This window comes from Alcanivorax sp. P2S70 (assembly GCF_000475295.1).
In the GTDB taxonomy this organism is placed as follows: Bacteria; Pseudomonadota; Gammaproteobacteria; order Pseudomonadales; family Alcanivoracaceae; genus Alcanivorax; species Alcanivorax profundi.
Genome location: NZ_AXBZ01000013.1, coordinates 66,495 through 93,268, shown reverse-complemented (window position 1 = coordinate 93,268; position 26,774 = coordinate 66,495). Strand labels below are relative to the sequence as shown.

The following is a 26,774-nucleotide window of genomic DNA, read 5'->3' as shown; positions in this document are numbered from 1 at the left end:
TCTGCCCGTCAGGGCGTTTTGTCTCAATATGGCCTCTACGGTACTGGTTCCGCCGGGGGCAGCGTGAGATTCTGCATGGACATAATAATTATCATTGGTGGCCAATGTGGCGAGCGACTCCAAGACCGACTCCCTGATTGCCGAGACCCGTGAGCGTCTCGATGCGATGCCTGGCTGGATCAGCCAGCAGACCCAGTCGTCAACGTATCCGCGGGCTTTTCTGGCGGCGGCAGAGGCCCGTGGGGCCGACCGTGCCCAGATGCTGGCGGACGCGGGGCTGGACGCGCAGCGGGTAGAGGACCCGGAGGGGCGTTTGTCGCTGCGTGAAGTCTGGATGCTGGCGGCGGTGACGCGGGTGCGCAGCGGGGATCCCACGTTGGGGTTTGCCTGTGGTGACAGCATGCCCCTGACCGCCCATGGCAATCTGGGTTACGCCTTGTTGTGTGCCGGGACGCCGCGGGAAGCCGTGGGGTTGCTGCAGCGTTTCTGGCACTTGCGTGGGCGGGGCGTGCAGCTGCTGGTCAATGAATCCGACAATGACATGTTCATGGAGCTGGTGCCGGAGTGTGCGTTGCCGCCACGACTGGTGGACCTGATGTTCAGTTCCATTGCCACCAGCATGTTCCGCGGCATGGAATTTCTGATTCGGGATCTGCCGGGGACAGCGGAAATCTGGTTGCAAGGCCCCGCGCCAGATGGGGTGGAGACCTGGCAGGCGCGCTTGCCGACCTTGCGTTTCAGTATGCCCCGGGCGGGTATTCACCTTGTGGGCGACCTGAGTGTGATGGACCAGCCACTGGCCACCGCCAACCCGGAAGGCTTGCGCGCTGCGGTGGCCCAGTGTGAACGGGAGAGTGCTCTCAGCGATCCGGGCGGGGATGTGTTGCGGCGGGTGCGGGCCATGCTGCTGGCCGGGCCCAACGGGTACCCCAGCCCGGTGATGCTGGCCGAGCGGTTGCACATGACCCCGCGCACCTTTCGTCGCCGGCTGCAGGAGCAGGGGTTCAGTTACCAGCAGTTGCTGGAAGAGGCGCGGCGCCGTGACAGTTGCCAGTTGTTGCGGGATCCGGAGCGCGAAATCCGCCGTATCAGTGACCAGCTGGGTTACCTGAACCCGGCCAATTTTACCCGTGCGTTCAAAAGCTGGACGGGCATGACGCCACGGGAGTGGCGTCAGCAGTCCAGTCACTGATCATGCGGTGGTATCCAGCCTGGCAAGAAACGCCAGTTGCTGGCGGATCACATCGCTGAAGGCCGGTTCGAAGTAGGGCTCGAAATGGTTGGCCTGAACGCTGGCGAGGGTCAGGTGAGGGTTGTTCGCCTTGCGGATGGCGTTTTCGACAAACGGTGCCACCGAGTCACCGCTGGCCCCCAGTAGCAGGGTGGGGATGCGGATGTTCTTGAGGTGCTTGATGGGACGATAGGGCCCCATGGTCAGTAGCGACCGCGCCGCCACCCGGTTGTCGTAGGGCCGGCCGATGCTGGTTTCTGCCAGTTGCAGGGCTTTGCCGGCGTCGTCCCGGTCCATGGAGGAGAAGGCGCCGGGCTCGCTGACCACCGGCACGTAAATCGGGTGCCCGGGTTTGAGCAAGTCGGCCAGGGCATACAGGCCGAACCGCAACAACCGGCCAACGGGTACGGCGCGCACGGCGGCCATGCCATCCAGCATGGGCACCTGGGCAATGGCGCCCGCCAGTTCCGGATGCCCGGCGGCCAGCTCGACGGCGTGGCCGCCGCCAAAGGACGACCCCCACAACACGATACGGCGGGGGTCGATGCTTGGCTGGCTTTTCAGGAAGGCCAGGGCCGCATCGCCATCGGCAACCCGCTCTCTTGCTGAAATCACCTGTCGTGGTAGCCCGGCGCTGTCTCCCCAGCTGCGATAGTCAAAGGTCATGACTGCATACCCTGCGCGGGTGAACTCCTCGTAGTACGGCACCGTCAGGGCGTCCTGGATGCCGCCCCAGCCGTGCAGCATGAGGATGGCCGGGAGGGTCTTGCTTGCAGGGTTTGCCGGCCGGTGCAGGGTGGCAGCGCACCAGGTTCCCGCTGAGTAAAAGCCGGTTCGCTGGCTGTCGCAGGTCAGGGTGTTGGGGTTGTGTCGCAGGGCATCCATGGTGGGGCTCCGTTATCTTGTATGGCATTCAAGAGCGCAGGCTAGCATTCTTGAATACCATACAAGATGACCGGGCAGACTGTAGGAGCATGCGCCGTGGCCAAGAACAAGCGCGAGATCGATTTGAAAGTGAAACAGGAAGAGCTGGAGAGCACCGCTGCCCGGCTATTCCTGACGCTGGGGTATGACGGCACCTCCATGAGTCGCATTGCCCGTGAGCTGGGGGTCGCACCGAATACCCTGTACTGGTACTACCCCAGCAAGGATGAGCTGCTGGTCGCTGTGCTGAACCGGCAGATGTCAGCAACCCTGGCGCGCTTGCCGGGCATTGCAGGCCTGCCACTGAAGGACAAGATGGCCTGGGCCCTGCAGGCCTTCGAGCAGAGTCGCGAGTTGGTGACCACGGTGCATGCGCGACTGGAGCAGTCTGCCGTGATTCGGGAATGGCACGAGCAGTTCCATCACTTTGTGGAGGCGGCAGTGATTCATACCCTGGAGGCGGAAGGAGTGGCCCCGGCGCGTGCGGCCATGCTGGCGACGGTAGGCACCTTTCTGGTGGAGGGCCTGCTGGCGCACCCTCACAGTGAGGCGCAGCGGGAGGCGATTCTGCAATGGTTCGCGGTGAGTGCCCTGCCTGACTGACCGCTACGGCTGATAGAAATACCGGCTCATCAGGGTGGCGACTTCGTCCACCATTTCCTCGTCGGTGTAATACGGCACCGGTTCCAGAAGGTGTTGGGAGAGGATGGCGGTGCAGGCATGAAAGGCGGTGTAGATGGCGCGGTCCAGGTTATCCACCTGCAGCCGCTGGCGCTGCTTGATCAGGAAGCGGTGCATGGCTTCCATTAATCGTCGTTCGAATTCCTTGCCTTCCGGCAAGGCGGTCAGCGTGTGCTGGCTGCGCAGTAGTTCGGTTAACACGCCTCCGCTTTGCCGGAATGACTGGATCCCCAGGGTCGCCCACAGCCGCGTGGACTCTTCGATGGAGATGTCCCCCAGTCCGTCCAGAAGGTCATTCAATACCCGTGTCAGGTCGTTCAGGTAGCTCTGCATCAACGCGCTGAGCAGGGCCTGCTTGTGGGGGAAATACTGATACAGGGTGGCGATATTCACGTTGGCCTGGTCGGCCACCTTGTTGGTGGTCAGGGCCTCCAGCCCCTGCTCCTTCACCAGTTCGCCGGTGGCCGCGATGATGCGTTCCACGGTGCGAATGGCCCGCGGCTGGGTGGGCTGTTTTTTCAGGGCGGAGAGGTGGGGGAAAGGCTGTGTCATAAAACCAAGTTTTAACCAAGTATTTGCTTGGATTATCGTCAGGGTGGCGAAAATGGCAAGTACGAGGACACCATGAGCGAATCAGTCATCATCCCGCCCGCCTGGCAACACAAGTACCGCGATGAGGTGATGGATCGCATGCGTTACACCTGTGACCCTCTGGCGGATGCGGTAGCAGAGCGGATTGAGCGGGCCCGACCGTCACAGATGCTGGACGAGGTGTATGCCCGGGCAAAATCCGAGGGCGGCCCCTTTGCTGATTACGTCGATCAGTGCCACAGCACTCCGTCCTGGGTGGACTGGCAGAAAGTAGAGCACGCGGCCCGGGTAAATCTGGGGTTTGCCAACGTCCGCGCGATTGCCTTGCTGGTGAGCAGCCTGGTGGAAGGCTACTCCCTGAGCAAAGCCACCCATGTGCTGATTGCCACGGGGCGCCTGCACCAGGACGTGATGCGGCGGGTGTATGAAACCTCCCAAATGACCCACAACATGAATGTACCCGGCGGGTTGCGGCCGGGGGCCGAAGGCCACCGCACAGTGATGGAAGTGCGCCTGCTGCACGCCATGGTGCGTAAGTACCTGCGTGGGCGAGGCTGGGAAACCGATCAATACGACGAGCCCATCAACCAGGAAGACATGGCTTTCACCATCATCGAGTTTGATTACCTGGCCCTGCGCGGCATGGAGCGCATGGGGGCGTCACTGAGCGACGATGACAAGGTGGCCTGCCATCACATGTGGCGTTACATGGCCCATCTCAACGGTGTCTGCGATGACATGCTGACCGACTCGCTCGACGAGGAAATCTATCAATATCAGCGTATCCGCGAACGCCAGTACAACCCCAATGAAGAAGGGCGGCTGTTGGCCCAGGCGGTGATCACGGCGCTGGCAGGGCAGCCGCCGTTCCGGCTGCAGGAATCCCTGCTGTATGAATTGAGCCGTATCTGTCTTGGCGACGAACTGGCGGATGTCTACGAACTGCCGCGCAGCGCATTCTGGTTGCGGGCGGTGCTGGCCTACAAGGCGGCCAACAAGGTGGCGACTCTGGCTCACTACCGGGTGCCGGGGGTGGATCGCATCAGTGAACGGCTGAATGTGCGGATGTTGCGAGCCGCCCTGCACAAGAATTTGCCAGAAGACCCGCAAAAGCGCGCCTTTCGCCATATTTCCTGACCGGGTCGGCGAAACGCCGTCTTTTTTGCCAAAATCTGCGCCTTTTGGTCACGAACAGGCGCGAATCCTTTATTTACCCTTCGGGACAGCAAGGTATACACGGTGTAGCGTTGAAGAAAAACCAATACGCCGCACCGATAGCGGCAACGCGGGAGCGCAACATGACACAGGAACAGACCGTCCTTGGTCCGGATTCATTGATGTGGAAGTACTTCGGTGACAGCCGGGTGTTGATGTTGCTGCCCAGCACGACCACCTTGCAGGTCGCGCATCCGGGTATTGGTGCCGGCGTCGAGCAGCACTCGGCCTACAAGGAAGACCCCTGGGGCCGTGCCGAACGTTCGCTGGCGTTGCTGTGGCCGGTGCTCTACAACACTGCTGAAGGGGTGCGGGATTTCGGTACCCGGTTGCGGGAAATGCATCGCAGCATCAAGGGCACCGATTTCAACGGCAAACCCTATCATGCGCTGAACCCGGAGCTGTACACCTGGGTCCACATCACGACCTACTACGGCATGCTCTACCTGGCCCGTTTCAACGGCGACAAGCTCAGTGAGGCAGACAAGGAACAGCTGTTCCAGGAATGGCTGCAGTTTGGTCGCCAAATGGGGATCCGTGACAAGGACATGCCTGCCACCCGGGCCGCCTACTGGGCGTATCTGGATGACACTATCCGTCACCGGTTACAGGAAAACCCCGCCACCGAGTACGTGGGACATCGCGGTTACTACACCAACCAGCCCAAGCCGCCGGGGATGAAAGTCTCTGACGGGCGCTGGAAGATGTACCAGTATGTCGTGGGCTCGATGACCTGGCATCTCAAGAAAGGCTTTTTCCCCAAGGCCTACCGCGAGCGATTCGGGATTCGCTGGAACTGGTGGGACAAGACCCTGTTCCAGCTGATCAGCCTGACCTTCCGTGCCGTGTGGCCACTGTTGCCCGAAAAATCCCGTTGGGTGCCCCAGGCCTGGAGTGCCATTCAGGACGCCCGTCAGTTTCCGCAAAACTATGGTGGTGAGGCCTCGCTGAAGGTGGCGCGCGCCAGCTGATCCGGGTGTGCGGTGTTTCGGGTTTCCCATTCAGGAGTCTGTTAGGATTCTTGGTCTCTTGGACAGAACACCAACAACACACCACCCGGGGGAATGTATGACACGCGGCCTGCTGTTTTTCTGTCTGGCATTTTTCAGCCTGTCGGCCCATGCCGACTGGACCATGGCGACCTATCATGGCCACCCCTACGCCGGAGCCCATGGTGGGCAGGATGGTGCAGCCAAATTCGCGGTGGGCATGTTGTGCAAACAGGACACCGGGCAGCCGGTGTATGTGTTGGCCCACCGTCGTTTTGTGACCGCCAGCGGTCCCGCCACCACGCTGCCGGCACAGTTCGAGCAGGGCGAGTTGTTACGTGAGTTCCGGGTGGACGGGGTGCACTTTGGTGATCTTGGCGCACGTCATGGCAGCTACGATGCCGACAACAATCTGCTGATCTTTGCCAGTGCGGTGCCGCTTTCGTCTCCGGTGGTTCGCGCGCTCAAGCAGGGCAGGGAGCTGGATGTGGTTTACCTGAACAAGGCGGGCGAGGTGCTGTACGTGTCGGACTTTTCCCTGAAAGGTTCGGCGGCCACGCTTAACCGGCTGCGTTGCCCTTAAACGGAGCCGTTTCCCGGCGGAAAACGACGTATCAGGCGCGCTTTCCGACCTGCGACGGAAGTCCACTGGGGTGGTGAAAAACGCTGTCGTATAGTGAGGCTCCCAGTCATTCCCGGAGCTATCATGTCCTTCCAGGTTTACCAGCCGTTAGCCCACGGTATTACCCGCATTGATACGGCCATGGTCCGTGATGAACTGGCCGCCTGCTACCTGATGGAAGATGACGGCGAGTGCGCCATCATCGAAACCGGCACCCATCACACCGTCCCCATCATCCTTGATCTGCTGGAACAGAAAGGGATCGATCGCCGTCAGGTGAAATATGTGATCCCCACCCATGTGCATCTGGATCATGCCGGCGGGGTGGGTGGCCTGATGCAGGCGTTGCCCGCGGCCACTCTGCTGATTCACCCCCGCGGGGCGCGCCATATGATCGACCCATCCAGACTCAAGGCGGGCGCCACGGCGGTGTATGGTGAAGCGGCGTTTGCCGAGATGTATGGCGACATTATTCCGGTGCCGGAATCGCGAGTGAGGGTGATGCACGATGGCGATCAGGTGACGCTTGGCCAGCGCCGCCTGACGTTTCACGATACCCCTGGCCATGCCCGCCATCACTTCTGTGTCCAGGACAGTGCGTCCAATGGCATTTTCACCGGCGATACCTTTGGTCTGGCCTACCCTTCCCTGGTGACAGAACGCGGCCCCTTCATCTTGCCCACCACTACGCCGGTGCAATTTGACCCGCCCGCGTTGAAAGCGTCGATTCGCAAATTGCTGGCGCTGCAACCGGAGCGCATGTTTCTTACCCATTACGGACTGCTGGAAGCGCCTGCGCGACCGGGGGAGCGCTTGCTGGCCATGGTGGATGACTATGTGTTGCTGGCGGAGCAGGCGGAAGAAGGTGGTGACGATGATCTGATGGGGCGACTGGAACCTGCCCTGCGAGACTATCTGTTCGCTCAAGCCCGTGAGCACGGGGTGAACCTGTCCGATGCGGCCCTGGATGACGCACTGGGGTTTGATATTCACCTGAACAGTCAGGGGTTGGTGGTCTGGCTGCAACAGCGAACGGTGTGAGAACCGGCGTGTCCAACGGTGTTTACGGGAGAATGCCAGTGAGAATACATGTTTCTGTGATGGTGTCCGGCGGGCTGTTGGCATGTGCCGTTGCGCAGGCCGAACCATTACCTCAACTGCAGGCGTATACGGTGCCCGAGCCCTGGCTGGCTCCCATGTCGCCTCTGCCGCTTGCCGACAACGTGTGGCACATCGGGACCGAAGAACTCACGGCGCTGTTGGTGAAAACCGCTGACGGCGCGATTCTGATCGATGGCGGTATGCCGCAAGGCGCAGATATGTTGCTGGACAACATGCGTACGCTGGGGGTTGCACCAGAGGACCTCAAGTGGATTCTGGTGAGCCATGGCCATGGTGACCATGCGGGGTCGCTGGCGGCGATTCAGCGTGCCACCGGCGCCCGACTCGCGGCCAATGCGGAAACCGCCATGTTGATGGCGGCAGGCGGTGCCCACGATATCCATTTTGACGATGAGATTCTTTACCCGCCCGTGTCGGTGGACCGACAGTTGCAGGATGGCGAACAGGTCACCCTGGGCGAGGTGACGCTGACCGGCCATTTTATTCCCGGTCACACTCCCGGCAGCATGGCCTGGACCTGGCAGGCGCGCCGGCAGGGAAAGACAGTCGATATGGCGTATGTGGACAGCCTTACCGCGCCCGGATACCAGCTGTTGGACAACCCGCGTTACCCGCGGATCGTGGACGATTTCAACGCCACTTTTGCCACCGTGAGAGCGCTCCCCTGTGATGTGCTACTGACCCCGCATCCTGGCGCCAGCGGCTGGCACTATGGCGACCCGGCGAGGTCCTCGCCGCTGGATTGCCAGCGTTACGCCGACATTGCAGAACAGGCCCTGCGCCAACAAATCGCGGACCAGCGCCCTGATTGATCCACTGAGCTGAAGGAACAGATCGGATTATTTCCCTTGTTCCACTACGGGCGCCTGCCCATAGTGAAGCCATTAACGTTTATGCGGAGCCAACATGTCTGACGATACCTATACCCCGCCACGGGTCTGGAAATGGGACAAGGAAAACGGTGGCGCCTTCGCCAGTATCAATCGCCCCATTGCCGGTTCCACCCACGACAAGGACCTGCCGGTGGGCAAGCATCCCCTGCAACTGTATTCGCTGGCGACCCCCAACGGGGTGAAAGTGACGGTGATGCTGGAGGAGCTGCTGGAGAAAGGCCATCGCGAGGCGGAATACGATGCCTGGTTGATCAATATCCAGAATGGTGATCAGTTCGGCAGCGGTTTTGTGGACGTGAACCCCAACTCCAAGATCCCGGCGCTGATGGATCACAGCGTGACCCCGCCACGCCGGGTGTTCGAGTCCGGCAGTATTCTGTTGTACTTGGCGGAGCGCTTTGGCGAGTTTCTGCCATCGGATCCTGCGGTCCGTACCGAAACCCTCAACTGGCTGTTCTGGCAGATGGGAAGTGCCCCGATGCTGGGTGGCGGCTTTGGCCATTTCTATGCCTATGCGCCGGAGAAGTACCAGTACCCCATTGACCGTTACACCATGGAAATCAAACGCCAGCTGGATGTGCTGGACCGGCGCCTCGCCGACAATGCCTACCTGGCCGGGAGTGAATACACCATTGCCGATATGGCGGTGTGGCCCTGGTATGGTGCGCTGGTCACCAACAAGGTGTACGAGGCGGCGGAATTTATCGAAGCCCACACCTACACCAACGTACTGCGCTGGAGCCACCAGATCGCAGAACGCCCGGCGGTGAAACGCGGGCGTATGGTCAATCGTGCCTGGGGCGAGCCATCAAGCCAGTTGCTGGAACGGCATGATGCCAGCGATTTCGAGTTGAAGACCGTAGACAAGTTGCAAGGCCAGGGGGCCTCTGAATAACGCCTTGCATGCTCGGCGTGCTAGTGCCCCGGCGTTTTCAGAGCTCACCGGGGGTGGTGCCGAACGCTCGTTTGTAGGCGGTGATGAAATTGGAGGGGTGGCGATAACCTGCCAGGTAGGCCGCCTCGCCAATGGAGAGCTGCTGTCGGCGCAACAGATCCTGGGCTCTCTCCAAACGTCGCTGACGAATATAGGCAGCAGGCGTCATTTGAAAATGCTGGCGGAACAATCGCTGCAATGAACTGACGCTCATGCCCACATGGCTGGCGACCTCCTCCAGGCTGTCGAGGGTCTGTAGTTTTGCCTCAATATACTCTCTTGCCCGTTCCACCTTGCGTGGGGCTGAAGGTGCCTGCGACTCTTTTAGCAGCCGAGCCAGCGCCGCATCCAGAATTTCCAGGGCGCGGCTTTCCACATGCAGATTCTGCATAAACGAGGTGTAAGGCGAAGGGCGGAAGATTTGCTCCGCGAGCGCGCTCAGGTCTGAGGAGACCGGCCATTCGCTGAAGCAGGAGCTCTCGTGGGTGGCGAACAGCTGATCGATGCAGCGGCGGGCGTGTTCGTCATCACTGCAGTACCGGTAGAGCCAGGCCTTGGGCACCGACACATTGACCTTGCGCAGGCGGCGCCCCTGACGAAGTTCGCGATGCAGTTGCCGGGGCTGGTCGCAGACCAGGGCAAAGCCACTCAGGGTATTGGCGTCAAGGTGGTAGCGGGTCTGGTCGACCCGGAATGCCAGCTCTCCCTCCAGCAACAGGGTTGCAGAGAGCCCCGCAGGGAGTTCGAAACTGACCTGGGTATCCTGACGTTCCACAGCATCGGAGGCATGCACCAGAATGCCGGAATGATGGCGCTTGAGAACGAAGTCCCCCTCCAGTACCTGCCCATCTCCTGCTGCCGTCTCATCAACGTGCCGTTGTTCAACCCCTGCCTGGCGTGATAGTGAGACAAGCTGTTCCTGGCTGATTCCGGTCATGGCTGGGCCCTGATGAGTTTGCATAACGGTTTGCCGTTTTCGCAAAGCAGTTAGCGCCGCGACAGCATTCCTGAACCACTATCATAAATAATAACAACTCTCATTTGCAGTGATTGCTGTGGCTTGTTGCTGTCCAAATTGACATAAGTATCGGGGTTTTTATGCGAAAGGTGATGTGGGGGCTGCTGGGTAGCTCCGTGATGGTGGCTGTGCCCGCCATGGCTGAGGAGGCCGCAAGCGAGGCCAATGAGCTGGAAAAGGTCTCGGTGTGGGCCACTGAGGTGACGGCCAGCTCGGTGCACATGGATGAACAGGCCATGACGACCCGTCAGGCAGACCACATCAGTGACCTGCTACGCACCGTGCCCGGGGTGGATGTGGGCGGTGCGCATTCACTCAACCAGCGCATCACCATCCGCAGCATGGATGACAAGGACCTGCGCATCAGTATCGATGGCGCCAACCAGAACACCTACATGTACCACCACATGGGTAACCTGCAGATCAACGCCGACATTCTCGAATCGGTGGATATCCAGGTGGGTAATAATTCCGTGATCAACGGTGGGCTGGGGGGCGTGGTGAAGTTTCGCACCAAGTCAGCTCGTGACCTGCTGATGCCGGGGGACAGTTTTGGTGTGCTGGGCAAGGGCACCTATTCCACCAATGCCTACGAAAGCGCCTCTCTGACCGGCTTTGGAACACTGGGTGACAGCGCGGATTATCTGGCGTACTACAACTATCTGGACCGGGATAATTTCGAGGTCGGTGGCGGCGTTATCGAAGATGCCAACGGCAATGAAATGCCGGGTACCGATGGCGAAGTGAAAGGCCTGGAAGGCGAGCTCAACAATGCGCTGGTGAAGCTGGGCTGGGATCTTACGTCCCGTCAGCGGTTGACCCTGGGCTTTGAAAGCTACAAGGACGAAGGGGATTACAGCTACCGGCCAGACATGGGGTTGGCGACAGATATCGCCATTGCCAATGGCATCAATGCTCCGCTGACGTATCCCACCGAATTTACCCGCGATACCTGGACGCTGAATTATGACGCGACGCTGGGTAATACCACCCTTGAGTCCACGTTGTTCTACAACGACAGCGAACTGGAGCGGGATGAAACCGGGCTTGCCCAATCCACTCTGCCGTTTATTGCGGCCACCGCCGGGGAAGTGTATGGCCAGGCCGAGAACACCGGCCTGAACCTGCTGGCGCGGACCTGGCTGGATGCCGGAATCAAACAGGAGCTGGTGTACGGTGCGGAGGTGATTCGCTATGACACCCGCTACCAGGCGCAGTATGTGAATGGCACCGTTGATGAGTCATCTGAAGATGCCCAGTCCAATGCCGTCTTTGTTGAAGACCGTGTGCATCTGGGCGAGCGCGTGGTGGTGACCCCGGGGGTGCGCTACAACCAATACAAGATCGACTCCGTGGTGGTGGATGACACCTACGATGATGTGACCGGGGCGTTTGCGGTGGACTATCAGGTGATGGATTCCCTCAAGCTGCGGGCCAGCACCACCCAATTGTTCAAGGGGCCGGAAATTGGCGAGGTGTTTGTCGGTGCGGGCCTGTTCGATACTCCCAACCCGGATATCAAGGCCGAGAGCGGCAACAACCACGAGCTGGCGGCGGATTTTGCCAGCGGAGATTTGGGGGTTGATCGCTTCAGCGCCGGTGTCACCGTGTTCCGTACCAACATCGATAACTACATCTATGACAACACCGCCGCTGGCAAGGATAACGTGGGCGACATGCACATCGAGGGTTACGAGAGTTACGTCGGGTTTGAGCAAGGCAACCTGAATGTGCTGCTGACCTATGCTAATGCCAACAGCGATCTGGATGCGTTTGATCAGTACGCGGCGCTGGATGGTGCCCGTATCGATCGCGAGCAGGGCGACAGCATCAGTGTGGAAGTGGATTACTTTATTGCTCCGCTGGATCTGAATCTGCATTGGGACATGGTGAACGTGAACGACCTGCATAATGCCGTGGATCTTGATGGCGCGGGTGTGGATCGCTCCAAGGAAGGCTACACCGTGCATAACGTGTCGGTGATGTGGCTGCCCCGTCAGGTGGAAGGGCTGACCATCACGGCAGGGGTGGACAACCTGTTTGACGAATTCTACGCCTCGCAATCCTCCCGTACCGGGGAAACCTTCCACCCGGTATTTGGCAGCCTCTATCTGCAGGATTTCGAACCGGGTCGCAACATCAAGGCGACGGTGGCCTACCAGTTCTGACGGACCCGCAAAGTTAGACTGTAACGCCTCCCCGGACTTTTCGTGGAGGCGTTTTTTTTGGTGCATTGCAGATTTGAGGTAAAGCCCGATTGACTCCTCCCGGCTTGCCGCAGGAGCGTCGGTCTCACCCTTCGGGCTGCCCTGCGGGCGATCCTTCGCTGCGCTCGGTGGCGGCGCGATTGCGGGCCTGGATCAAAAGCGTTTTCACCACAGGGCGCACTGAACTCACAGAACTAAGTCGTCTTCACTCCCTCGGCCTTGTGTGTTCGATGACCTTGCAGTGAACAACGATGATTGCGCCGCGGTGTTCAGGTGCCGCAGAACGTCTGGCACACGCGCTCTTGTGGTTCCGGTGGGCGGCGGTACTGCTCGGGTGCGTCGTCACCATAGGGCTGGCCCAGCACGGCCAGCAGTGCCTTGGCGGGGGCCAAATCGTGCTGTTCTGTCGCGGCAGTCAGGGCTTGCTCGACAAGATGATTGCGCGGAATGACCGCAGGATTGCTGTTGCGCATCAGACACCAGGACGACTCGCGCGGTTTGCTGTTGCGCGCCAGTCTCGCCTGCCAGCGTGTGTGCCAATCAAGAAATGCGGGTTGCTGGCACAGGTCGCTGTCGGGCACCTCGCCGCCGATCAGGGCATGGAAGGTATTGGTAAAGTCGGCCCGGTTGGCCTGCATCCAGTCGAGCAGATCCTGACTCAAGGTGGCATCCATGACGTCCTCGCCGAACAGGCCCAGTTTACGGCGCATCATGGCCAGCCATTTCTGATCGTACAGGGTGCTATAGCCCTTGATGCGATCCGTGGCGATCTCGATGGCTGTGTCCACGTTGTCGTTGATACGGGTCAGCAGGGTTTCGGCAAAACGGCCCAGGTTCCATTGGGTAATGGTGGGTTGGTTGCCGTAGGCATAGCGACCTTGATGGTCAATGGAACTGAACACGGTGTCTGGATCGTAGGCATCCATAAAGGCGCAGGGGCCGTAATCAATGGTCTCGCCGCTCAGCGTCACGTTGTCGGTGTTCATTACACCGTGGATAAAGCCCACCCGCATCCACTGGACGATCAGTGAGGCCTGACGCTCAATCACCGCATCCAGCAGCGCCAGGGCGGGGTTGTCGCTGTTCTGTTGATCCGGGTAGTGCCGGGCGAGAGTGTATTGAATCAGGGTATCCATCAATGCCGCGTCTTGCTGGGCGGCAGCGTACTGGAAGGTGCCGACGCGCAGATGGGAGGCGGCGATGCGAGTCAGGATGGCGCCAGGCAAGGCCTCTTCCCGGTACACCGGATCGCCACTGCCCACCACTGCCAGACTGCGGGAGGTGGGCACGCCGAGGGCATGCATGGATTCGCTGATCAGGTATTCGCGCAGCATCGGCCCCAGCGCTGCCCTGCCGTCCCCGCCACGGGAAAAGGGGGTGCGCCCAGCGCCCTTGAGTTGAACATCCATCCGGTTACCGCTGGCATCCAGGTGTTCTCCCAACAGGATCGCGCGACCATCCCCCAGCATGGTCAGGTTGCCGAACTGATGACCGGCATAGGCCTGGGCCAATGGCTCACTACCGGCAATCAGGGTGTTGCCGCTGAACAGGTCAGGACGGGTGCGCAGGGCGTCTGTCTCCAATCCCATTTGCTCCGCCAGAGCGGCATTGAACAACACCATTTCCGGCTGGCTGACCGGCTGCGGAGGGCACAGCGAAAACAGCGGCTCGGGCAGTTGTGCGTAGCGGTTATCGAAACGAAATCCAAACGTGGCTGACATGGGCATCCGGGGGGTAATGAATCCGATGCCTACAGGGTAACAGAGTGGCGGTGGGGGAAGAGAGGGGGGAGTTCCTCTCCGCCTGGCGGCGGAGAAGACATCGCGGTCGAACGACCGCTCCCACAGAGGAGATATGCTGGCGCTGTCCGTTGACGGGCTCGTGCCAGCAATGGGCTTGTTATTCCACCGGGTTTACGCACTCGGCGCGGGAGGGTTCCTGCTTGCAGCGGACTTTCAGCAACAGGGACATCATGTCCTTGTTGTAGACGCCTTGCCGGGTCAGCTCAATGCGTGCTTCACGCATCATTTCGTCGTAACGCAGCTTGTCGGCATTGGGAATGCGGATCCACCATTTGTCGTCGATTTCGCCGCTGGCGTTATCGATCAGTTTCATGGCGCGGTCGAACTGGCTGAACATGAAGGCGCGGGACTGTTCGCCGAAACCCGCGGGGAACTTGTCTTTCTTCAGGATCACCTGGGCACTTAGCTGGCCGAGCACATAATCAAGAATGCCACCATCCGGCGCCATGCCCTTGTACAGTTCCAGGGCGGAATACCCCATCACCGGGGCGAAGCAGATATCGACAGAGCCGTTGTTAAACCGGGTAGAAAAGTTGGTGATGTCGGACATGACCGGAGACATGCCCACGCGGGAGGCCATGCTGGCCTGGGCGCTGTCGTACTCGAGAACGGCAATGGACTTGCCAGCCAGTTCTTCGACGGTATCAATGGTTTTGTCTTTCAGAAACAGGAAGGCGGCACCCAACGGGACCACGCCACCCACTTCGTAGGGGCCGGATACCAGGTGCTGATTGACGCTGGCGTTGCCGCTGGCGATGACGGCAATCACGGTTTTCATGGCGTCGTAGCTGGGAATGGCACCGATGGAATCCATGCTGCCGGTGTAGCTGTTGAATTGACGACCCCGGATGCCGGTGAGAACCGCGGCGTCGCACTGGCCGGCTTTTAAATCTTCCGAGGCGATCTTTTCATCGGTGTAGGGTTTCAGTTCTACATCCACACCCCATTGCACCGCGGCGGTCTTGTAGTCGCGCATGATGTTGTAGGTGTCGCCATTGGCGCCAATGATGTCGAACACGCAGAAGGTGCGCTTGGTTAACGCCATGGCGTTACTGCTGAGGCTTAACAGGGCGACAGCGGCCAGGGCTGCCAATCCGGTTGTTGTTTTCATGGTGTGCTCTCCGAGAAGGGTATGGCGGGCACCCAAGACAGGCACCCATTTCCAGTCAGTGCATTTTGTTGGCTACACGGGCCTGTTGCTGTGCAATCCTTGTTGTGAGCAGAGCAATGAATTGTTGCGGGTGTATACAAAGTGTTAACGACCGTTTGGTCTTGTCGCCCTGTTCACGGCGGCACAGATTGCCGCGGGCAATTTGTCTCATTTACCGTTCATGTCGGTGTGCTACGGTGGGACAGCGCTGTCGTTATCGCTGGCATTCTTGAGGGAGGTGCTCCGGTGGAATTCGATCCGTTTCTGCTCGCCCGGCTGCAGTTTGCAGCCAATATCAGCTTCCACATCCTGTTTCCCACCATCACGATAGGTTTGTGCTGGGTGCTTTTCTATTTCCGGTTGCGATATACCTTTTCCGGAGACAAGGCATGGGAGTACGCCTACTTTTTCTGGGTAAAAATCTTTGCGCTCAGCTTTGCGCTGGGCGTGGTTTCCGGGATAACCATGAGCTTTCAGTTTGGCACTAACTGGCCTGGTTTCATGGAAAGGGCGGGCAATATTGCCGGGCCATTACTCGGCTATGAAGTGCTGACTGCCTTTTTCCTGGAAGCCTCATTTCTGGGAATCATGCTGTTCGGCAAGGATCGCGTTTCCAATCGTATGCACTTGATGGCGACTGCTCTGGTGGCGGTGGGTACCTCTTTCTCGGCATTCTGGATTCTCAGCCTGAATTCCTGGATGCAAACCCCGGCAGGTTACCGACTGGAAGATGGCATTTTCCATGTGGAGAGCTGGTGGGCGGTAATTTTCAATCCGTCATTTCCGTATCGGTTTGCGCATATGTTCAATGCCTCGCTGTTGACTGCTGCGTTCCTGATCATGGGGATCAGCGCCTGGCGTGCCAGGCGCGGTGTGGATGGTCCTGCCACCTGGAAAGTCATGCGTACCGGGGCGGTGATGGCGGCGTTGTTGGCGCCCTTACAGGTCTGGATAGGTGACCTTCACGGGCTCAATACCCTTGAGCATCAGCCCGCCAAAATTGCGGCGATGGAAGGGGTGTGGGAAACCGAACGGCATGCACCGCTGACCCTGTTCGGATTTCCGGACGAGGAGGCTCGCACCACCCATATGGCAATCAAGGTGCCGGGGCTTGCCAGCCTGATCCTGACGCATGAGTGGGATGGCGAGATTCGCGGGCTCAACGAATTCGAAGGCGAGCATCCGCCGGTCGCTCCGGTGTTCTGGGCTTTCCGGGTGATGGTGGGTGTCGGGGTGTTGATGGTGTTGGTCGGGCTATGGTCTGCCTGGCAATTGTGGGTTCGGGGTAAAGAGAGCCGTGAGGGGCAAGGTGTATTGCTGCGCATACTGTCAGTGATGACGTTCTCCGGTTGGATCGCAGTGCTGGCCGGGTGGTATGTGACCGAAATCGGCCGCCAACCCTGGGTTGTGGACGGGCTGTTACGCACGGCAGATGTGGTGGCGGATCACAGTAGTGCGACGGTGGCGGGTACTCTGTTTGGTTATGTCTTGCTGTACCTGTTTTTACTCGTGTCCTACATTGCGGCGCTGCGTTATATGGCGACCAAACCGGCACGCTCCCTGTCGTTGATGCCACAGCAGCGCGCCATGAATGCCGAACGTGCACAAGGAGAGGCATGATGGATCTGGGATACTGGTTACCGCTTTTCTTCGCTGGCGCCATGGGGCTGGCACTACTGATTTACGTCATCCTTGACGGTTATGACCTGGGAATAGGCATGCTGCTGCCTTTTGCCGATGACCGGGAAAAAGATGTCATGGTGGCGGCGATCGGCCCGTTCTGGGATGCCAATGAGACCTGGATCGTGTTGGGGGTGGGGATTCTTCTGATTGCCTTTCCCCAGGCGCACGGTGTAGTGCTGACGGCCCTCTACCTGCCGGTGACCATCATGTTGATGGGACTGATTTTGCGGGGGGTGTCATTCGACTTCCGGGTCAAGGCAGGAGACAGGCACAAGGCCAAGTGGAATGCCCTGTTTGCCTTGGGTTCGCTGGTTGCTTCGGTTTGCCAGGGCTGGATGCTGGGGGCCTTTGTTACGGGGCTGACCGGCGATTCCACCAGCACCCTGTTTGCCGCCCTGATTGCGGTGGCATTACCTGCACTCTACATCATGCTGGGGGCGGCATGGTTGTTGATCAAGACGGAGGGAGAACTGTTTCGCAAGGCGGCTCACTGGGGGCGGTTGGCAGTCTGGCCCATGGGAGGATTTCTGGTGCTGATTTCCATCGCGACCCCATTGGTCAGTCAGACCATCGCGGACAAGTGGTTCACCCTGCCCAATGCGATTGGCTTGATGCCCATCCCCATTGCCACGGGCCTTGCCTGGGCTGGACTGATCTGGATCTTTAACAGTCGCCAGATTTTGCATCATGGCTATGGCTGGCTGGCGTTTCTTTCACTGGTGGTTATCTGCGTGTTGGCAGGCATCGGCCTGGCGTACAGCCTGTTTCCCGATATCGTGCTGGGTCAGCTCTCCATCTGGGAGTCCGCGTCGTCCACGGAATCGCTGCTGTTCACCTTCTGGGGGGCGATCATTACGCTACCCATGATTCTGGGCTATACCGTGTTCATCTACCGGGTGTTCAGGGGCAAGGCCAGCGATCTGAGCTATGAATAATGATCCGCGTTGTGGTTGTTTTCCGACCACTGGCCGGCTTGGCAGGACCAACGCAGAGGTGGAGGGCCGCCGGCAAGTCTTGGCACTGACATAATGACGGCAAGAGTGTGAAACAGGTCACGTCCAAGAATGAAAATAATGACCGATCCGCCTGCCCCCCGTTCCAGATTGCTGAAGCTGCTTGACTGGTCCGACCGGGATAAGTGCCTGCTGCTGTCAGTGCTGCTGTGGGGGTACATGTTTTTTATTTGTGTCTGGCACCAGGTTACGGTTCATCTCACTGAATTCGGTCGCAACTATGTATCGTCGCAGGGGACGGCGATGCTCAACAGCGTGGTACTGATTAATTTGCTGGGCTGGGCGCTGCTGCTGGCATGGGGCGGTTGGTTGCGGCACGAGAACCGGCACTCACGAATCTACCCCAATGTGTTCCTGTCTTTCTTCAGTGTGGGCTTTGTGCTGCTGGGATGGGTGTTCGGCCTCTACAGCCCGATGACAGGAATGGTGCTGATGGGCTCGCCACTGGTCGGTTTTATCCTGTTTGGGTTCACCCGCGTCGCATGGAACTTCGCCTTTACGGTGTGTGTGGTGTTGCTGCTGGCCTGGCTGTCAGTAAGTGGTTACGTAGAACACGCCATTTATTTTGCCCGGGACCCGGTGTCCAAACAGCATTTATCTTACTACTGGATTGCCAGCACTGTGGCATTCATGGTGCCTTTTATCACGTCGGTGATCACCCTTGTGGCATTGTTGCTGGGTCGGTGGGTGCATCGGGAAAAGCAGATTCGTGACCAGGCGCTTCACGATCCCCTTACCGGCCTTTCCAATCGACGTGAGCTGTTCGCTCAGCTGGCTCACGAGCTGGCGAGAGGCCGCAGAAGTGGACAGTCTCTGACCCTCTGTGTCATGGATCTGGATCACTTCAAACGTATCAATGACAGCCATGGCCATGGGGTTGGAGACCAGGTGCTGGTTCAGGTGTCGGAGATTCTGCGAGCCTGCCTGCGTGAAACAGATTTGATTGGCCGTATTGGCGGTGAAGAGTTTGTTCTGGCATTGCCGGAGACCGGGGCGGCCGGAGCCGCCACCGTGCTGGAGCGTTGCCGTGAGACCATTGCGTCATCCCCTGTGCCCCTGGAAAGTGGGGACTTCCTGACTGTGACGGCCAGTTTTGGAGCCGTTCTTTGGTTGCCTGGTCATCCCGCAAATCACGCCCTGACGGATACCCAGTTGCTTTCGCGCGCCGATGAAGCCCTGTATCTGGCGAAGGGGGCAGGGCGGAACCGGGTGATGTTCTGGTCTCAGGAGGAGGAAGGTGCTGCGGCGTTCCCCTGATCGCAGCACCGCCGTTTCAGTCCTGGGAGGGCTGAGTGGCAATCAGTTGATTGACGGCCTGGGCAAACGCTACGGGTGAGTCTTCTTGCAGGAAGTGCCCGCCAGTGAGTGTCTGGTGAGGCTGCCCTTTGGCGCCGGGTATCTGCTCCTGCATATATTTGTCTCCACCACGGGTAATCGGATCACCATTACTGAAAGTGGTCAGGAAAGGTTTGCGCCATTGTTTCAGTGATTCCCAGGCGGCGCGGTTGGCCTGGGTGGCCGGGTCGTTGGGGGTAACCGGGACCAGCTTGGGAAACGCACGGGCGCCGGCCTTGTATTTGCGATTCGGGAAGGGGGCCTCGTAGGCGCGCTTCTCATCCGGGCCGAGTTTACGGAAGCTGGCGGCATCGATAATGCGCGAGACCGGGAATACCGGTGAGTAGATAGCGAAATTCTTCCACAGTTGAAACGCGGTTGGCACGGTCTGGTCCCCGGTAGGGAGCATGCCGTTGCCGACCACGATTGCGCGAAAGCGATCAGGGTTTTCCGCGGCCAGGCGTAACCCGAGCAAAGAGCCCCAGTCCTGACAGACCAGTGTGATTCGGGTGAGCGCTAACCGATCCAGAAGCGATAGCAGCCAGTCCATGTGGGACTGATAGCTGTAGTCATCGATGCGGGTGGGTTTGTCAGATTTGCCGAAGCCGATCAGGTCTGGTGCGATCACCCGATGACCGGCGGCTGCACAGACGGGGATCATGTGGCGATACAGGTAAGACCAGGTGGGCTCGCCGTGCAGCATCAGTACCGGCGGAGCATCCGCTGGGCCTTCATCAACGTAGTGCATTCGAAGCCCTCCCACATCCACATAGTGTGGGGCAAAGGGATAATCCAGCAGGCGTTCAAAGCGGTCTTCCGGGGTGCGCAGGTACTCCATGGGGTGTCCTCGTGGGTACAAAATTCCTGTATTGAATAGCAATGGATACGATGTTTCGCCATGTCGTTACAGGTCAAACGACGAAGGCGCAGCGGGAGGTTGAGCCCCGGCCGCCATTTCGCTACTGTGGCCAGCCCTCCCTGTGACCCAGGGGCGCCTTTATCTCGCCCCGGCTTTTGGATATGGAACTATGTGGATCAAGAACCTGATTGTGTATCTGGGCGATGACGCCTTTTCTTTCTCCGTTGGCGAGCTGGACCAGATTCTTGCGGATAACCGCTGCCAGCCTTGCGGCTCGCAGACGCTCAGTACCGAGGGCTTTGTGCCGCCGCTGAAAGGTCAGGACCCGATGGTCTACGCGGTGGAGGGGTTTATCTACTGCACCTACCAGCAGACCACGCGCCTGCTGCCCGGGCCGGTGATCAAGGAGTTGCTGGATGAAAAGGTCGAGCACATTCAGGACGAAGAAGGGCGCAAGGTTGGGCGAAAGGAAAAGGCCGAATTGAAAGAGCAGATTACCTTTGAGTTGATGCCGCGTGCTTTTACCCGTTCCCGCCGTACCAATTTGTTGATCGATACCCAGCGTAAGCGGGTGCTGGTGGATGCCTCGTCTGCAACCCGTGCAGAAGAAGTGGTGGCGTGCCTGCGCAAGGCCATCGGTACTCTGCCTGTCGCTTACCCGGCGCCCAATTCTGCCCCTTACACCAGCTACAGCAACTGGCTGCGCGATACCAGGCTGCTGCCCGAAGGCTTTACCCTGGGCGACCGCTGTGAGTTGAAAGGCACCAAGGATGAAGGGGCGACGGTGAAGTTCACCGCGGTGGATCTGGGGCAGGAAGAAATCCTCGCCCATCTGGAAACCGGGATGGTCGTTACGCGTGTCAATCTGGCCTGGCAGGACAGCCTGGAACTGGATGTGAACGATAAACTGGAAATCAAGCGCATCAAGGCGTTGGATGTCCTGCAGGAAAACATCGACACCCTGGATGCGGATGATGCTGTGGCAGAACTGGAAGCCCGCATTAGCCTGCAGGGAAGTGTGTTACGCGAAGCACTGGACGGTTTGTTCGGTTATTTCGAGGTGAACCCGGCGTAACGGACAACCGGGGCTGTGGCAGGGGCCAGGCTGGGCTGGCCCCTGAATCCTCGTGGCAGGTTAGTCGCTGATGTCCTTGTCGTCTTCCTGATCCTTGTCCAGTTTGACTGGCGAATTCTCGTCACAATCAGGGCTGTGGAGGAAAGTTTCTGTGACATCCAGATAGCCCAGATGTGACAGGGTGCGGCGGCCAAGCAGCACCGGGTAGATCATGTCGGAGCGATCATTCAGGGTGAACTGTTCTTCATAGAGGGTGTCGCCCACACACAGCTTCATCAGTACTACGGGGCGTCGCTCTTCCCCGCCAGCTCCCCGGATTAATACCTTGCGGTAGCGGGGCTTCTCGAAGGTCTTGCTGACAATCTTGCCGGTGGCTTCGTCTTTCACTTTTACCTTGAATCGCACCCAGTTGTCGCCGTCCTTGTCGAAGACCTCCACGTCGGTGGCATGCAGTGAAGAGGTCAGGGCGCCGCTGTCCAGCTTGGTCTTCAGCTCAACCCCCCACGGTTCCAGCGTGGTTTTCTCGACCCAACCGTAAATGTTCTTGGCGCCTTGAGGCTGTTTTGCCATGGCCAGGCCAGATGTACTTAGTAGGGACAGGGCGAGTGCGGTGACGAGACCTTTCTTCATGGAAGCTCCTTGTGATTCCGTGATTCACTCTTTACGACCGGGGCTGGGCCGCAGTGTTCCCCGGCAGGCCGGCTGAGCCAATCGTAGCGGACAGGGTTTAACAGTGTTTTTCACAGGGTACCATCTGGGCATCAAGCGAAAAATGGAATTGCCATGACTGACAAGTTGGCGCCGCCATCCCTGCGGCTGTTACTGGGAGAGAGCCGGGCGATGTTGGCTTATGGGCGTTACCTGCTGCGTGGGATGGGGCATCACCCGCTGCCACGCGGCAACGGCGAGCCAGTGCTGATATTACCGGGGTTTGGGGCTAGCGATGTTAGTACGCGCCCACTTCGAAAAGGGTTGGCGCAGCTGGGCTATACCAGTTATGGCTGGGCGCAGGGCACCAATCTGGGCATGAACGGCAAGCGCAAGTCATTGTTGGTGAGTCAGTTGCAGGCGATCCATGCCCGTCATGGCACGCCGGTGGCGTTGGTGGGCTGGAGCCTGGGCGGCGTGTTTGCCCGTGAGCTGGCCAGGGCGTATCCGGAACAGGTTAGTCAGGTGTTTACCCTCGGCAGTCCGATCAACCGGGATCCTGAAGCCAACAATGTGACGGCCCTGTTCAAGCTGTTCAATCCGAACCGGCAAGACCCGGATCACGATGCCTTCCAGGCACGAATTGCGCCGCCGCCTGTTCCCTGCACAGCGATCTATACGCGCGATGATGGCATTGTCAGCTGGCCTTGCTGTCTGGAGAATGACGGCCCGAATACCGATAACGTGGAAGTGGCAGGGACTCATGTGGGGCTGCCCTGGAACCCCGCGGTGCTGGCGGCCATCGCTGAACGGTTGGCCCGTTACGATAGCGAGAGAGACAAATGATGGAACTGAAGCCCGGCCGTTACCGGCACTTCAAGGGCAATGAATACCAGGTAATTGGTCTGGCCACGCATTCAGAGACCGAAGAGACGGTGGTGGTCTACCGGCCTCTCTACGGGGATGGGGCTCTGTGGGTGCGTCCCCTGGCCATGTTCACCGAAACCGTCGAGCGAGACGGTCAGGTTCAACCCCGCTTTGCCTGGATCGGTGAGTGAAAGGTTGAAACGCGGTCCGGGGCGGACGGCATTCCTGCACTTTTGCTCCCTGAACTTTGAACTTTCAACTCTGGCAGCTGCTACAATGCCCCTTCAACTCCGGAGCTGATTCCCATGTCCACCTTTGCTGATCTGAACCTGCACGAGCGCCTGGTGCGCGCGCTTGACGAACAGGATATTACCGAGCCTACCCCGGTGCAGGCGGCGGCCATTCCCGACGCGTTGGCGGGCCATGATCTGCGGGTGATTGCCCGTACCGGCAGCGGCAAGACGGCCGCCTTCCTGCTGCCCCTGCTGCACGGCCTGCTGCAGCATTCCCGCCCCCGTACCGATACCCGGGCGCTGATCCTGCTGCCCACCCGCGAACTGGCTCAGCAGACCCTCAAGCAAGTGGAGGCGTTGGCCCGTTACACCTTTATCAAGGCGGCGCTGGTGACCGGTGGGGAAGACTTCAAGGTTCAGGCCGCCAGCATGCGCAAGAACCCGGAAATCCTGATCGGCACCCCCGGGCGTCTGATTGAGCATCTGGAAGCCGGCAACCTGTTGCTGGGTGATCTGGAAGTGCTGGTACTGGACGAATCCGACCGCATGCTGGACATGGGCTTCAGTGAAGATGTGCTGCGTTTGGCGGCGGAATGCCGCAGTGAACGGCAGACGCTGCTGTTTTCGGCCACCCGTGGTGGCAATGCCATGGACCGGGTCGTGGAAAGTGTGCTCAAGGAGCCGAAGTTCCTGTTGCTGGACACGGTCCGCGACCTGAATGAATCCATTCAGCAACAGATCATCACCGCCGATGATGTGGCGCACAAAGAACGCCTGGTGCAGTGGCTGCTGGCCCATGAGACCTATGACAAGGCGGTGATTTTCACCAATACCCGTGAGCAGGCCGACCGCCTGGGCGGCGTGCTGCGCGCCACCAGTCACAAGGTGTTTGTGTTGCATGGTGAGAAGGACCAGAAAGAGCGCAAGCTGGCCATGGACCGGCTCAAGGATGGCGGCGTGCGTATCCTGGTGGCCACCGATGTGGCGGCCCGCGGTATTCATGTGGAAGGGCTGGATCTGGTCATTAACTTTGACATGCCACGCAGTGGTGACGAATACGTACACCGCATTGGCCGCACTGGCCGGGTTGGCGGTGAAGGCACGGCCATTTCCCTCATTGCGGCCCATGAGTGGAACCTGATGGCAAGCATTCAGCGTTACCTGCGCCAGCAGTTTGAATTCCGCATTGTGGATGCCCTGAAGGGCAAGTTCATGGGGCCGAAAAAACTCAAGTCCAACGGCAAGGCCGCTGGCAGCAAGAAGAAAAAGATCAAAAAGAAAACCGACGCGAAAAAAACCGGAAAGAAACCGCTGAAGAAAAAGGCCGCCGCCAAGCGACCCGCCAAACGCAGCAGCAAACCTGCCGCACCGGATACCCAGGGCGGTTATGCCACGGTGAAGAAAAAGAAAAACCCGGGGCCGCTGGATTAAAAAATAGAACCGCTTCCACCACGTATCCGCAGTGAGAACGGATGCTTCCTCTGCGAATGCGGTGGCTTGCCTTCCCTGTCGCTTTTTAAAAATCGGTAAAACCCCGCTGGCTTTTCACAGACGGGATAATCAGGCAATGTCATCCTAGTACTTCTCTCAGGGAAAGGAGCGGCCTTTGCCAGCGGACAGGGATGTGTCCCCCGAACCGGGCACCTTGCAATGCCCGGATTGCCATACCGATCTTGCCTTGCCCTCCGGCAAGGGGCGCGGCACGTGGCGTTGTCCCCGTTGCGACTGTCAGCTAAGTGGTGCCTGGCGCCTGAAACCGGATTCCCTTCTGGCCCTGTCTCTGGCCACTGCCTTCCTGTGGGTCCCGGCCCTGACGTTGCCGCTATTGCGTCTTGAAAACCTTGGCCTTGATAACCACGCCAGCCTGCTCGGTTGCATCTTTGCCCTGATGCATGGCCTGTACTTGCCCGCCGGACTGCTGTTGCTGTTTACCTTGTTGATCATGCCGCTGGCGAATCTGGTTGCTGTGAGTCGGCTGCTATGGGCGGCTCGCCAGCACCAGCCGGTGCCGTCGCCACGCTGGATGTGGGTGTATCGGCAGAGTCGGGAATGGGCCATGACGGATATCTTTTTGCTGGGGATTCTGATCTCCATGACCAAACTGGGCGACCTGGCCACGGTGACCCCGGGCGCCGGCATTGTCTGTCTGGGGCTGGCAGTGCTGTTACGGCTGATCGTGGAAACCCTGGCGCAGCCGGAGCAGTTGCAACGCCTGATTGACCAGCGCGCCGGTGAGGTGAGCGATGCCTGATAAGCCGCACGCCAAAGCGTGGTCGTTACTGGTTGCCGCTACTGTGTGGCTGGTGCCCGCCAATCTGTTGCCGATCATGACCGTCACCCAGGGGGGGCGCAGCAAGACCAGTACCATTGCAGAGGGTATCTGGCAGCTCTTTGACGCGGGCATGCCGGGCATCGCCATTATTGTCATGGTGGCCAGCTTGCTGGTGCCGTTGTTCAAGGTGCTGGTGCTGGCGGTGGTTTACTGGCGCGCGCCGACGGAATCGCAGCCCCTGACCAGTACCCGGGCTTACCGGCTGGTGTACTGGGTCGGGCGCTGGTCCATGCTGGATGTGTTTGTGGTCGCGTTGCTGGTGGCGCTGGTGCAATTTGGCAATCTGGCCAATGTGCAACCGGAGCCCGGCATTCTCGCGTTTGGTATTGCGGTGGTGCTGACCATGTTGTCGGCTCATGCCTTTTCGCCCAATCAACTATGGAACAAGGATCATGGAAACAGCTGAAGTGAAACGCTCGCACTGGCCATCGCCTATCTGGCTGGTGCCCCTGTTGAGCCTGATCGTGGCGGCCTGGTTGTTGTACGACCAGTTGTTGCAGCGCGATGTGCAGATTGAGATCAGCTTTGAAAACGGCGCGGGCATCAAGTCGGGGGTCGAGCTGCGTTATCGGGGTGTGCCAGTGGGCAGCGTGGATGAAATCGTACTCAGTGATGACCTGAAAACGGTGAACGTGCATGCCAGCCTGAATCGTGATGCGGAAAAACTGGCACGGGAAAAAAGCAAGTTCTGGATCGTGGAACCGGAGCTGGGCATTGCCGGTGCCCGTAACCTGGATACCCTGGTGTCGGGGAAATACATTGCCGTAGAACCGGGCGAAGGCGAACCGGAAAAGACTTTCAAGGGATTGGAAACCCCGCCTGACCAACAGCCCGATCTGGGACTCAAGATCACCCTGGTTGCCAACCAGCTAGGCTCCCTGAAAAAGGGCCGCCACATTTACTACCGGGATCTGGAAGTGGGTACCATCGGCGAAAGTGAATTGAGCCAGGATGGTCGCTTTGTTGAAATCCAGGCCATCATCAAACCGGAATACAGCAAGCTGGTGCGCACCAACAGCAAGTTCTGGAACAGCTCTGGCCTGACGGTGGATGTGGGCCTGTTCAAGGGAGCGGAAGTGCAGGCGAGCTCTCTGGAAAACCTGCTACGTGGAGGCATCAGCTTCGCCACCCCACCCGAAGCCGGCAACCTGGCCGGGCCCGGCACCCGCTTCGAGCTGCACCGCGAAGCAGAAGACGACTGGCGTGAGTGGGCGCCGATCTTGAAGTGGCAGGGGTGAGGTAGTGAACAGTTAACAGTGAATAGTGAACAGCGCGCGCAGTAGCGCCGTGCAGAACAAATGTATGAGGCCGCGCCCAAATGTTGGACGCGGCCTCATACGTTTAAAATCC

At 59.3% G+C, this 26,774-nt stretch carries 26 protein-coding genes; 19 read left to right on the top strand and 7 right to left on the bottom strand.

What is annotated here, in order from left to right; all coding sequences use genetic code 11:
• The first annotated feature begins 106 nt into the window (after positions 1-106).
• Positions 107-1,192 carry an AraC family transcriptional regulator gene (locus Q672_RS23325; protein WP_233552433.1) on the top strand — a complete coding sequence of 362 codons (1,086 nt, stop codon included), beginning with the start codon at positions 107-109 and terminating at the stop codon, positions 1,190-1,192.
• Here Q672_RS23325 and Q672_RS23320 read toward each other — a convergent pair whose 3' ends face one another.
• Entirely contained in the window at positions 1,193-2,116 is a 924-nt protein-coding gene (locus Q672_RS23320) for an alpha/beta hydrolase (RefSeq protein ID WP_022984863.1), read from the bottom strand.
• A gap of 96 nt (positions 2,117-2,212) precedes the next feature.
• Between Q672_RS23320 and Q672_RS23315 the strand changes: the two genes are divergently transcribed.
• Positions 2,213-2,758, top strand: a complete 546-nt coding sequence (locus Q672_RS23315) for a TetR/AcrR family transcriptional regulator (RefSeq protein ID WP_022984862.1) — start codon at positions 2,213-2,215, stop codon at positions 2,756-2,758.
• Positions 2,759-2,761: 3 nt separating this feature from the next.
• Here Q672_RS23315 and Q672_RS23310 read toward each other — a convergent pair whose 3' ends face one another.
• Complete coding sequence (locus Q672_RS23310; protein WP_022984861.1) at positions 2,762-3,388, bottom strand: TetR/AcrR family transcriptional regulator; 627 nt, start codon at positions 3,386-3,388, stop codon at positions 2,762-2,764.
• A gap of 27 nt (positions 3,389-3,415) precedes the next feature.
• Between Q672_RS23310 and Q672_RS23305 the strand changes: the two genes are divergently transcribed.
• The 6 genes from Q672_RS23305 (at position 3,416) to yghU (ending at position 9,163) form a co-directional block, all read left to right on the top strand.
• The gene (locus Q672_RS23305) at positions 3,416-4,564 is read left to right on the top strand and encodes an oxygenase MpaB family protein (RefSeq protein WP_022984860.1); all 1,149 of its coding nucleotides are present in this window, start codon (positions 3,416-3,418) and stop codon (positions 4,562-4,564) included.
• A 161-nt stretch (positions 4,565-4,725) separates the two neighbouring features.
• A complete protein-coding gene (locus tag Q672_RS23300) occupies positions 4,726-5,613 on the top strand; it encodes an oxygenase MpaB family protein (RefSeq protein ID WP_022984859.1) in 888 nt (295 codons plus the stop codon).
• 97 nt (positions 5,614-5,710) lie between these two features.
• On the top strand, positions 5,711-6,214 hold the full coding sequence (locus Q672_RS23295) for a hypothetical protein (RefSeq protein ID WP_022984858.1): 504 nt from the start codon (positions 5,711-5,713) through the stop codon (positions 6,212-6,214).
• Positions 6,215-6,337: 123 nt separating this feature from the next.
• Positions 6,338-7,294, top strand: a complete 957-nt coding sequence (locus tag Q672_RS23290; RefSeq protein ID WP_022984857.1) for an MBL fold metallo-hydrolase — start codon at positions 6,338-6,340, stop codon at positions 7,292-7,294.
• 59 nt (positions 7,295-7,353) lie between these two features.
• Positions 7,354-8,187 (top strand): subclass B3 metallo-beta-lactamase, encoded by an 834-nt coding sequence (gene bla / locus Q672_RS23285; RefSeq protein WP_022984856.1) that lies wholly within the window; start codon positions 7,354-7,356, stop codon positions 8,185-8,187.
• 94 nt (positions 8,188-8,281) lie between these two features.
• Positions 8,282-9,163 carry a glutathione-dependent disulfide-bond oxidoreductase gene (gene yghU / locus Q672_RS23280; RefSeq protein WP_022984855.1) on the top strand — a complete coding sequence of 294 codons (882 nt, stop codon included), beginning with the start codon at positions 8,282-8,284 and terminating at the stop codon, positions 9,161-9,163.
• Positions 9,164-9,200: 37 nt separating this feature from the next.
• Here yghU and Q672_RS23275 read toward each other — a convergent pair whose 3' ends face one another.
• Positions 9,201-10,139 carry an AraC family transcriptional regulator gene (locus Q672_RS23275; protein ID WP_158245812.1) on the bottom strand — a complete coding sequence of 313 codons (939 nt, stop codon included), beginning with the start codon at positions 10,137-10,139 and terminating at the stop codon, positions 9,201-9,203.
• Between the two features lie 161 nt (positions 10,140-10,300).
• On the opposite strand from Q672_RS23275, the gene Q672_RS23270 reads away from it, so the two are divergent.
• Entirely contained in the window at positions 10,301-12,388 is a 2,088-nt protein-coding gene (locus Q672_RS23270; RefSeq protein WP_031226211.1) for a TonB-dependent receptor domain-containing protein, read from the top strand.
• A gap of 308 nt (positions 12,389-12,696) precedes the next feature.
• Here Q672_RS23270 and Q672_RS23265 read toward each other — a convergent pair whose 3' ends face one another.
• A complete protein-coding gene (locus Q672_RS23265) occupies positions 12,697-14,148 on the bottom strand; it encodes a protein adenylyltransferase SelO (RefSeq protein ID WP_022984852.1) in 1,452 nt (483 codons plus the stop codon).
• Positions 14,149-14,326: 178 nt separating this feature from the next.
• Positions 14,327-15,340, bottom strand: coding sequence for a putative solute-binding protein (locus Q672_RS23260; protein WP_022984851.1), 1,014 nt, complete (start codon positions 15,338-15,340; stop codon positions 14,327-14,329).
• A 285-nt stretch (positions 15,341-15,625) separates the two neighbouring features.
• Between Q672_RS23260 and Q672_RS23255 the strand changes: the two genes are divergently transcribed.
• The 3 genes from Q672_RS23255 (at position 15,626) to Q672_RS23245 (ending at position 19,332) form a co-directional block, all read left to right on the top strand.
• Entirely contained in the window at positions 15,626-16,999 is a 1,374-nt protein-coding gene (locus Q672_RS23255; protein WP_022984850.1) for a cytochrome ubiquinol oxidase subunit I, read from the top strand.
• On the top strand, positions 16,996-17,997 hold the full coding sequence (locus tag Q672_RS23250; protein WP_233192235.1) for a cytochrome d ubiquinol oxidase subunit II: 1,002 nt from the start codon (positions 16,996-16,998) through the stop codon (positions 17,995-17,997). The genes Q672_RS23255 and Q672_RS23250 overlap by 4 nt, the downstream gene beginning before the upstream one ends.
• Positions 17,998-18,135: 138 nt before the next feature.
• Positions 18,136-19,332 (top strand): GGDEF domain-containing protein, encoded by a 1,197-nt coding sequence (locus Q672_RS23245; protein ID WP_022984848.1) that lies wholly within the window; start codon positions 18,136-18,138, stop codon positions 19,330-19,332.
• Between the two features lie 16 nt (positions 19,333-19,348).
• Here Q672_RS23245 and Q672_RS23240 read toward each other — a convergent pair whose 3' ends face one another.
• Complete coding sequence (locus Q672_RS23240) at positions 19,349-20,248, bottom strand: haloalkane dehalogenase (RefSeq protein WP_022984847.1); 900 nt, start codon at positions 20,246-20,248, stop codon at positions 19,349-19,351.
• Between the two features lie 190 nt (positions 20,249-20,438).
• Here Q672_RS23240 and Q672_RS23235 point away from each other — a divergent pair, with 190 nt between their 5' ends.
• Complete coding sequence (locus tag Q672_RS23235; protein WP_022984846.1) at positions 20,439-21,344, top strand: recombination-associated protein RdgC; 906 nt, start codon at positions 20,439-20,441, stop codon at positions 21,342-21,344.
• Between the two features lie 60 nt (positions 21,345-21,404).
• On the opposite strand, the gene rloA3 is transcribed toward Q672_RS23235, so the two are convergent.
• Entirely contained in the window at positions 21,405-21,974 is a 570-nt protein-coding gene (gene rloA3 / locus Q672_RS23230; protein ID WP_022984845.1) for a retropepsin-like aspartic peptidase RloA3, read from the bottom strand.
• Between the two features lie 153 nt (positions 21,975-22,127).
• Between rloA3 and Q672_RS23225 the strand changes: the two genes are divergently transcribed.
• The 6 genes from Q672_RS23225 to Q672_RS23200 all read left to right on the top strand — a co-directional run bounded on the left by Q672_RS23225 (position 22,128) and on the right by Q672_RS23200 (position 26,662).
• Positions 22,128-22,838: an esterase/lipase family protein gene (locus Q672_RS23225; RefSeq protein ID WP_022984844.1), complete on the top strand. Its 711-nt coding sequence runs from the start codon at positions 22,128-22,130 to the stop codon at positions 22,836-22,838.
• Positions 22,835-23,050 (top strand): DUF1653 domain-containing protein, encoded by a 216-nt coding sequence (locus tag Q672_RS23220; protein ID WP_022984843.1) that lies wholly within the window; start codon positions 22,835-22,837, stop codon positions 23,048-23,050. The genes Q672_RS23225 and Q672_RS23220 overlap by 4 nt, the downstream gene beginning before the upstream one ends.
• 114 nt (positions 23,051-23,164) lie before the next feature.
• Positions 23,165-24,523, top strand: a complete 1,359-nt coding sequence (locus Q672_RS23215; protein ID WP_022984842.1) for a DEAD/DEAH box helicase — start codon at positions 23,165-23,167, stop codon at positions 24,521-24,523.
• A 175-nt stretch (positions 24,524-24,698) separates the two neighbouring features.
• A complete protein-coding gene (locus Q672_RS23210) occupies positions 24,699-25,343 on the top strand; it encodes a paraquat-inducible protein A (RefSeq protein ID WP_022984841.1) in 645 nt (214 codons plus the stop codon).
• On the top strand, positions 25,336-25,830 hold the full coding sequence (locus Q672_RS23205; protein WP_022984840.1) for a paraquat-inducible protein A: 495 nt from the start codon (positions 25,336-25,338) through the stop codon (positions 25,828-25,830). The genes Q672_RS23210 and Q672_RS23205 overlap by 8 nt, the downstream gene beginning before the upstream one ends.
• On the top strand, positions 25,817-26,662 hold the full coding sequence (locus tag Q672_RS23200) for a PqiB family protein (protein WP_022984839.1): 846 nt from the start codon (positions 25,817-25,819) through the stop codon (positions 26,660-26,662). Before Q672_RS23205 ends, Q672_RS23200 begins: the two co-directional genes overlap by 14 nt.
• Positions 26,663-26,774 lie beyond the last annotated feature (112 nt).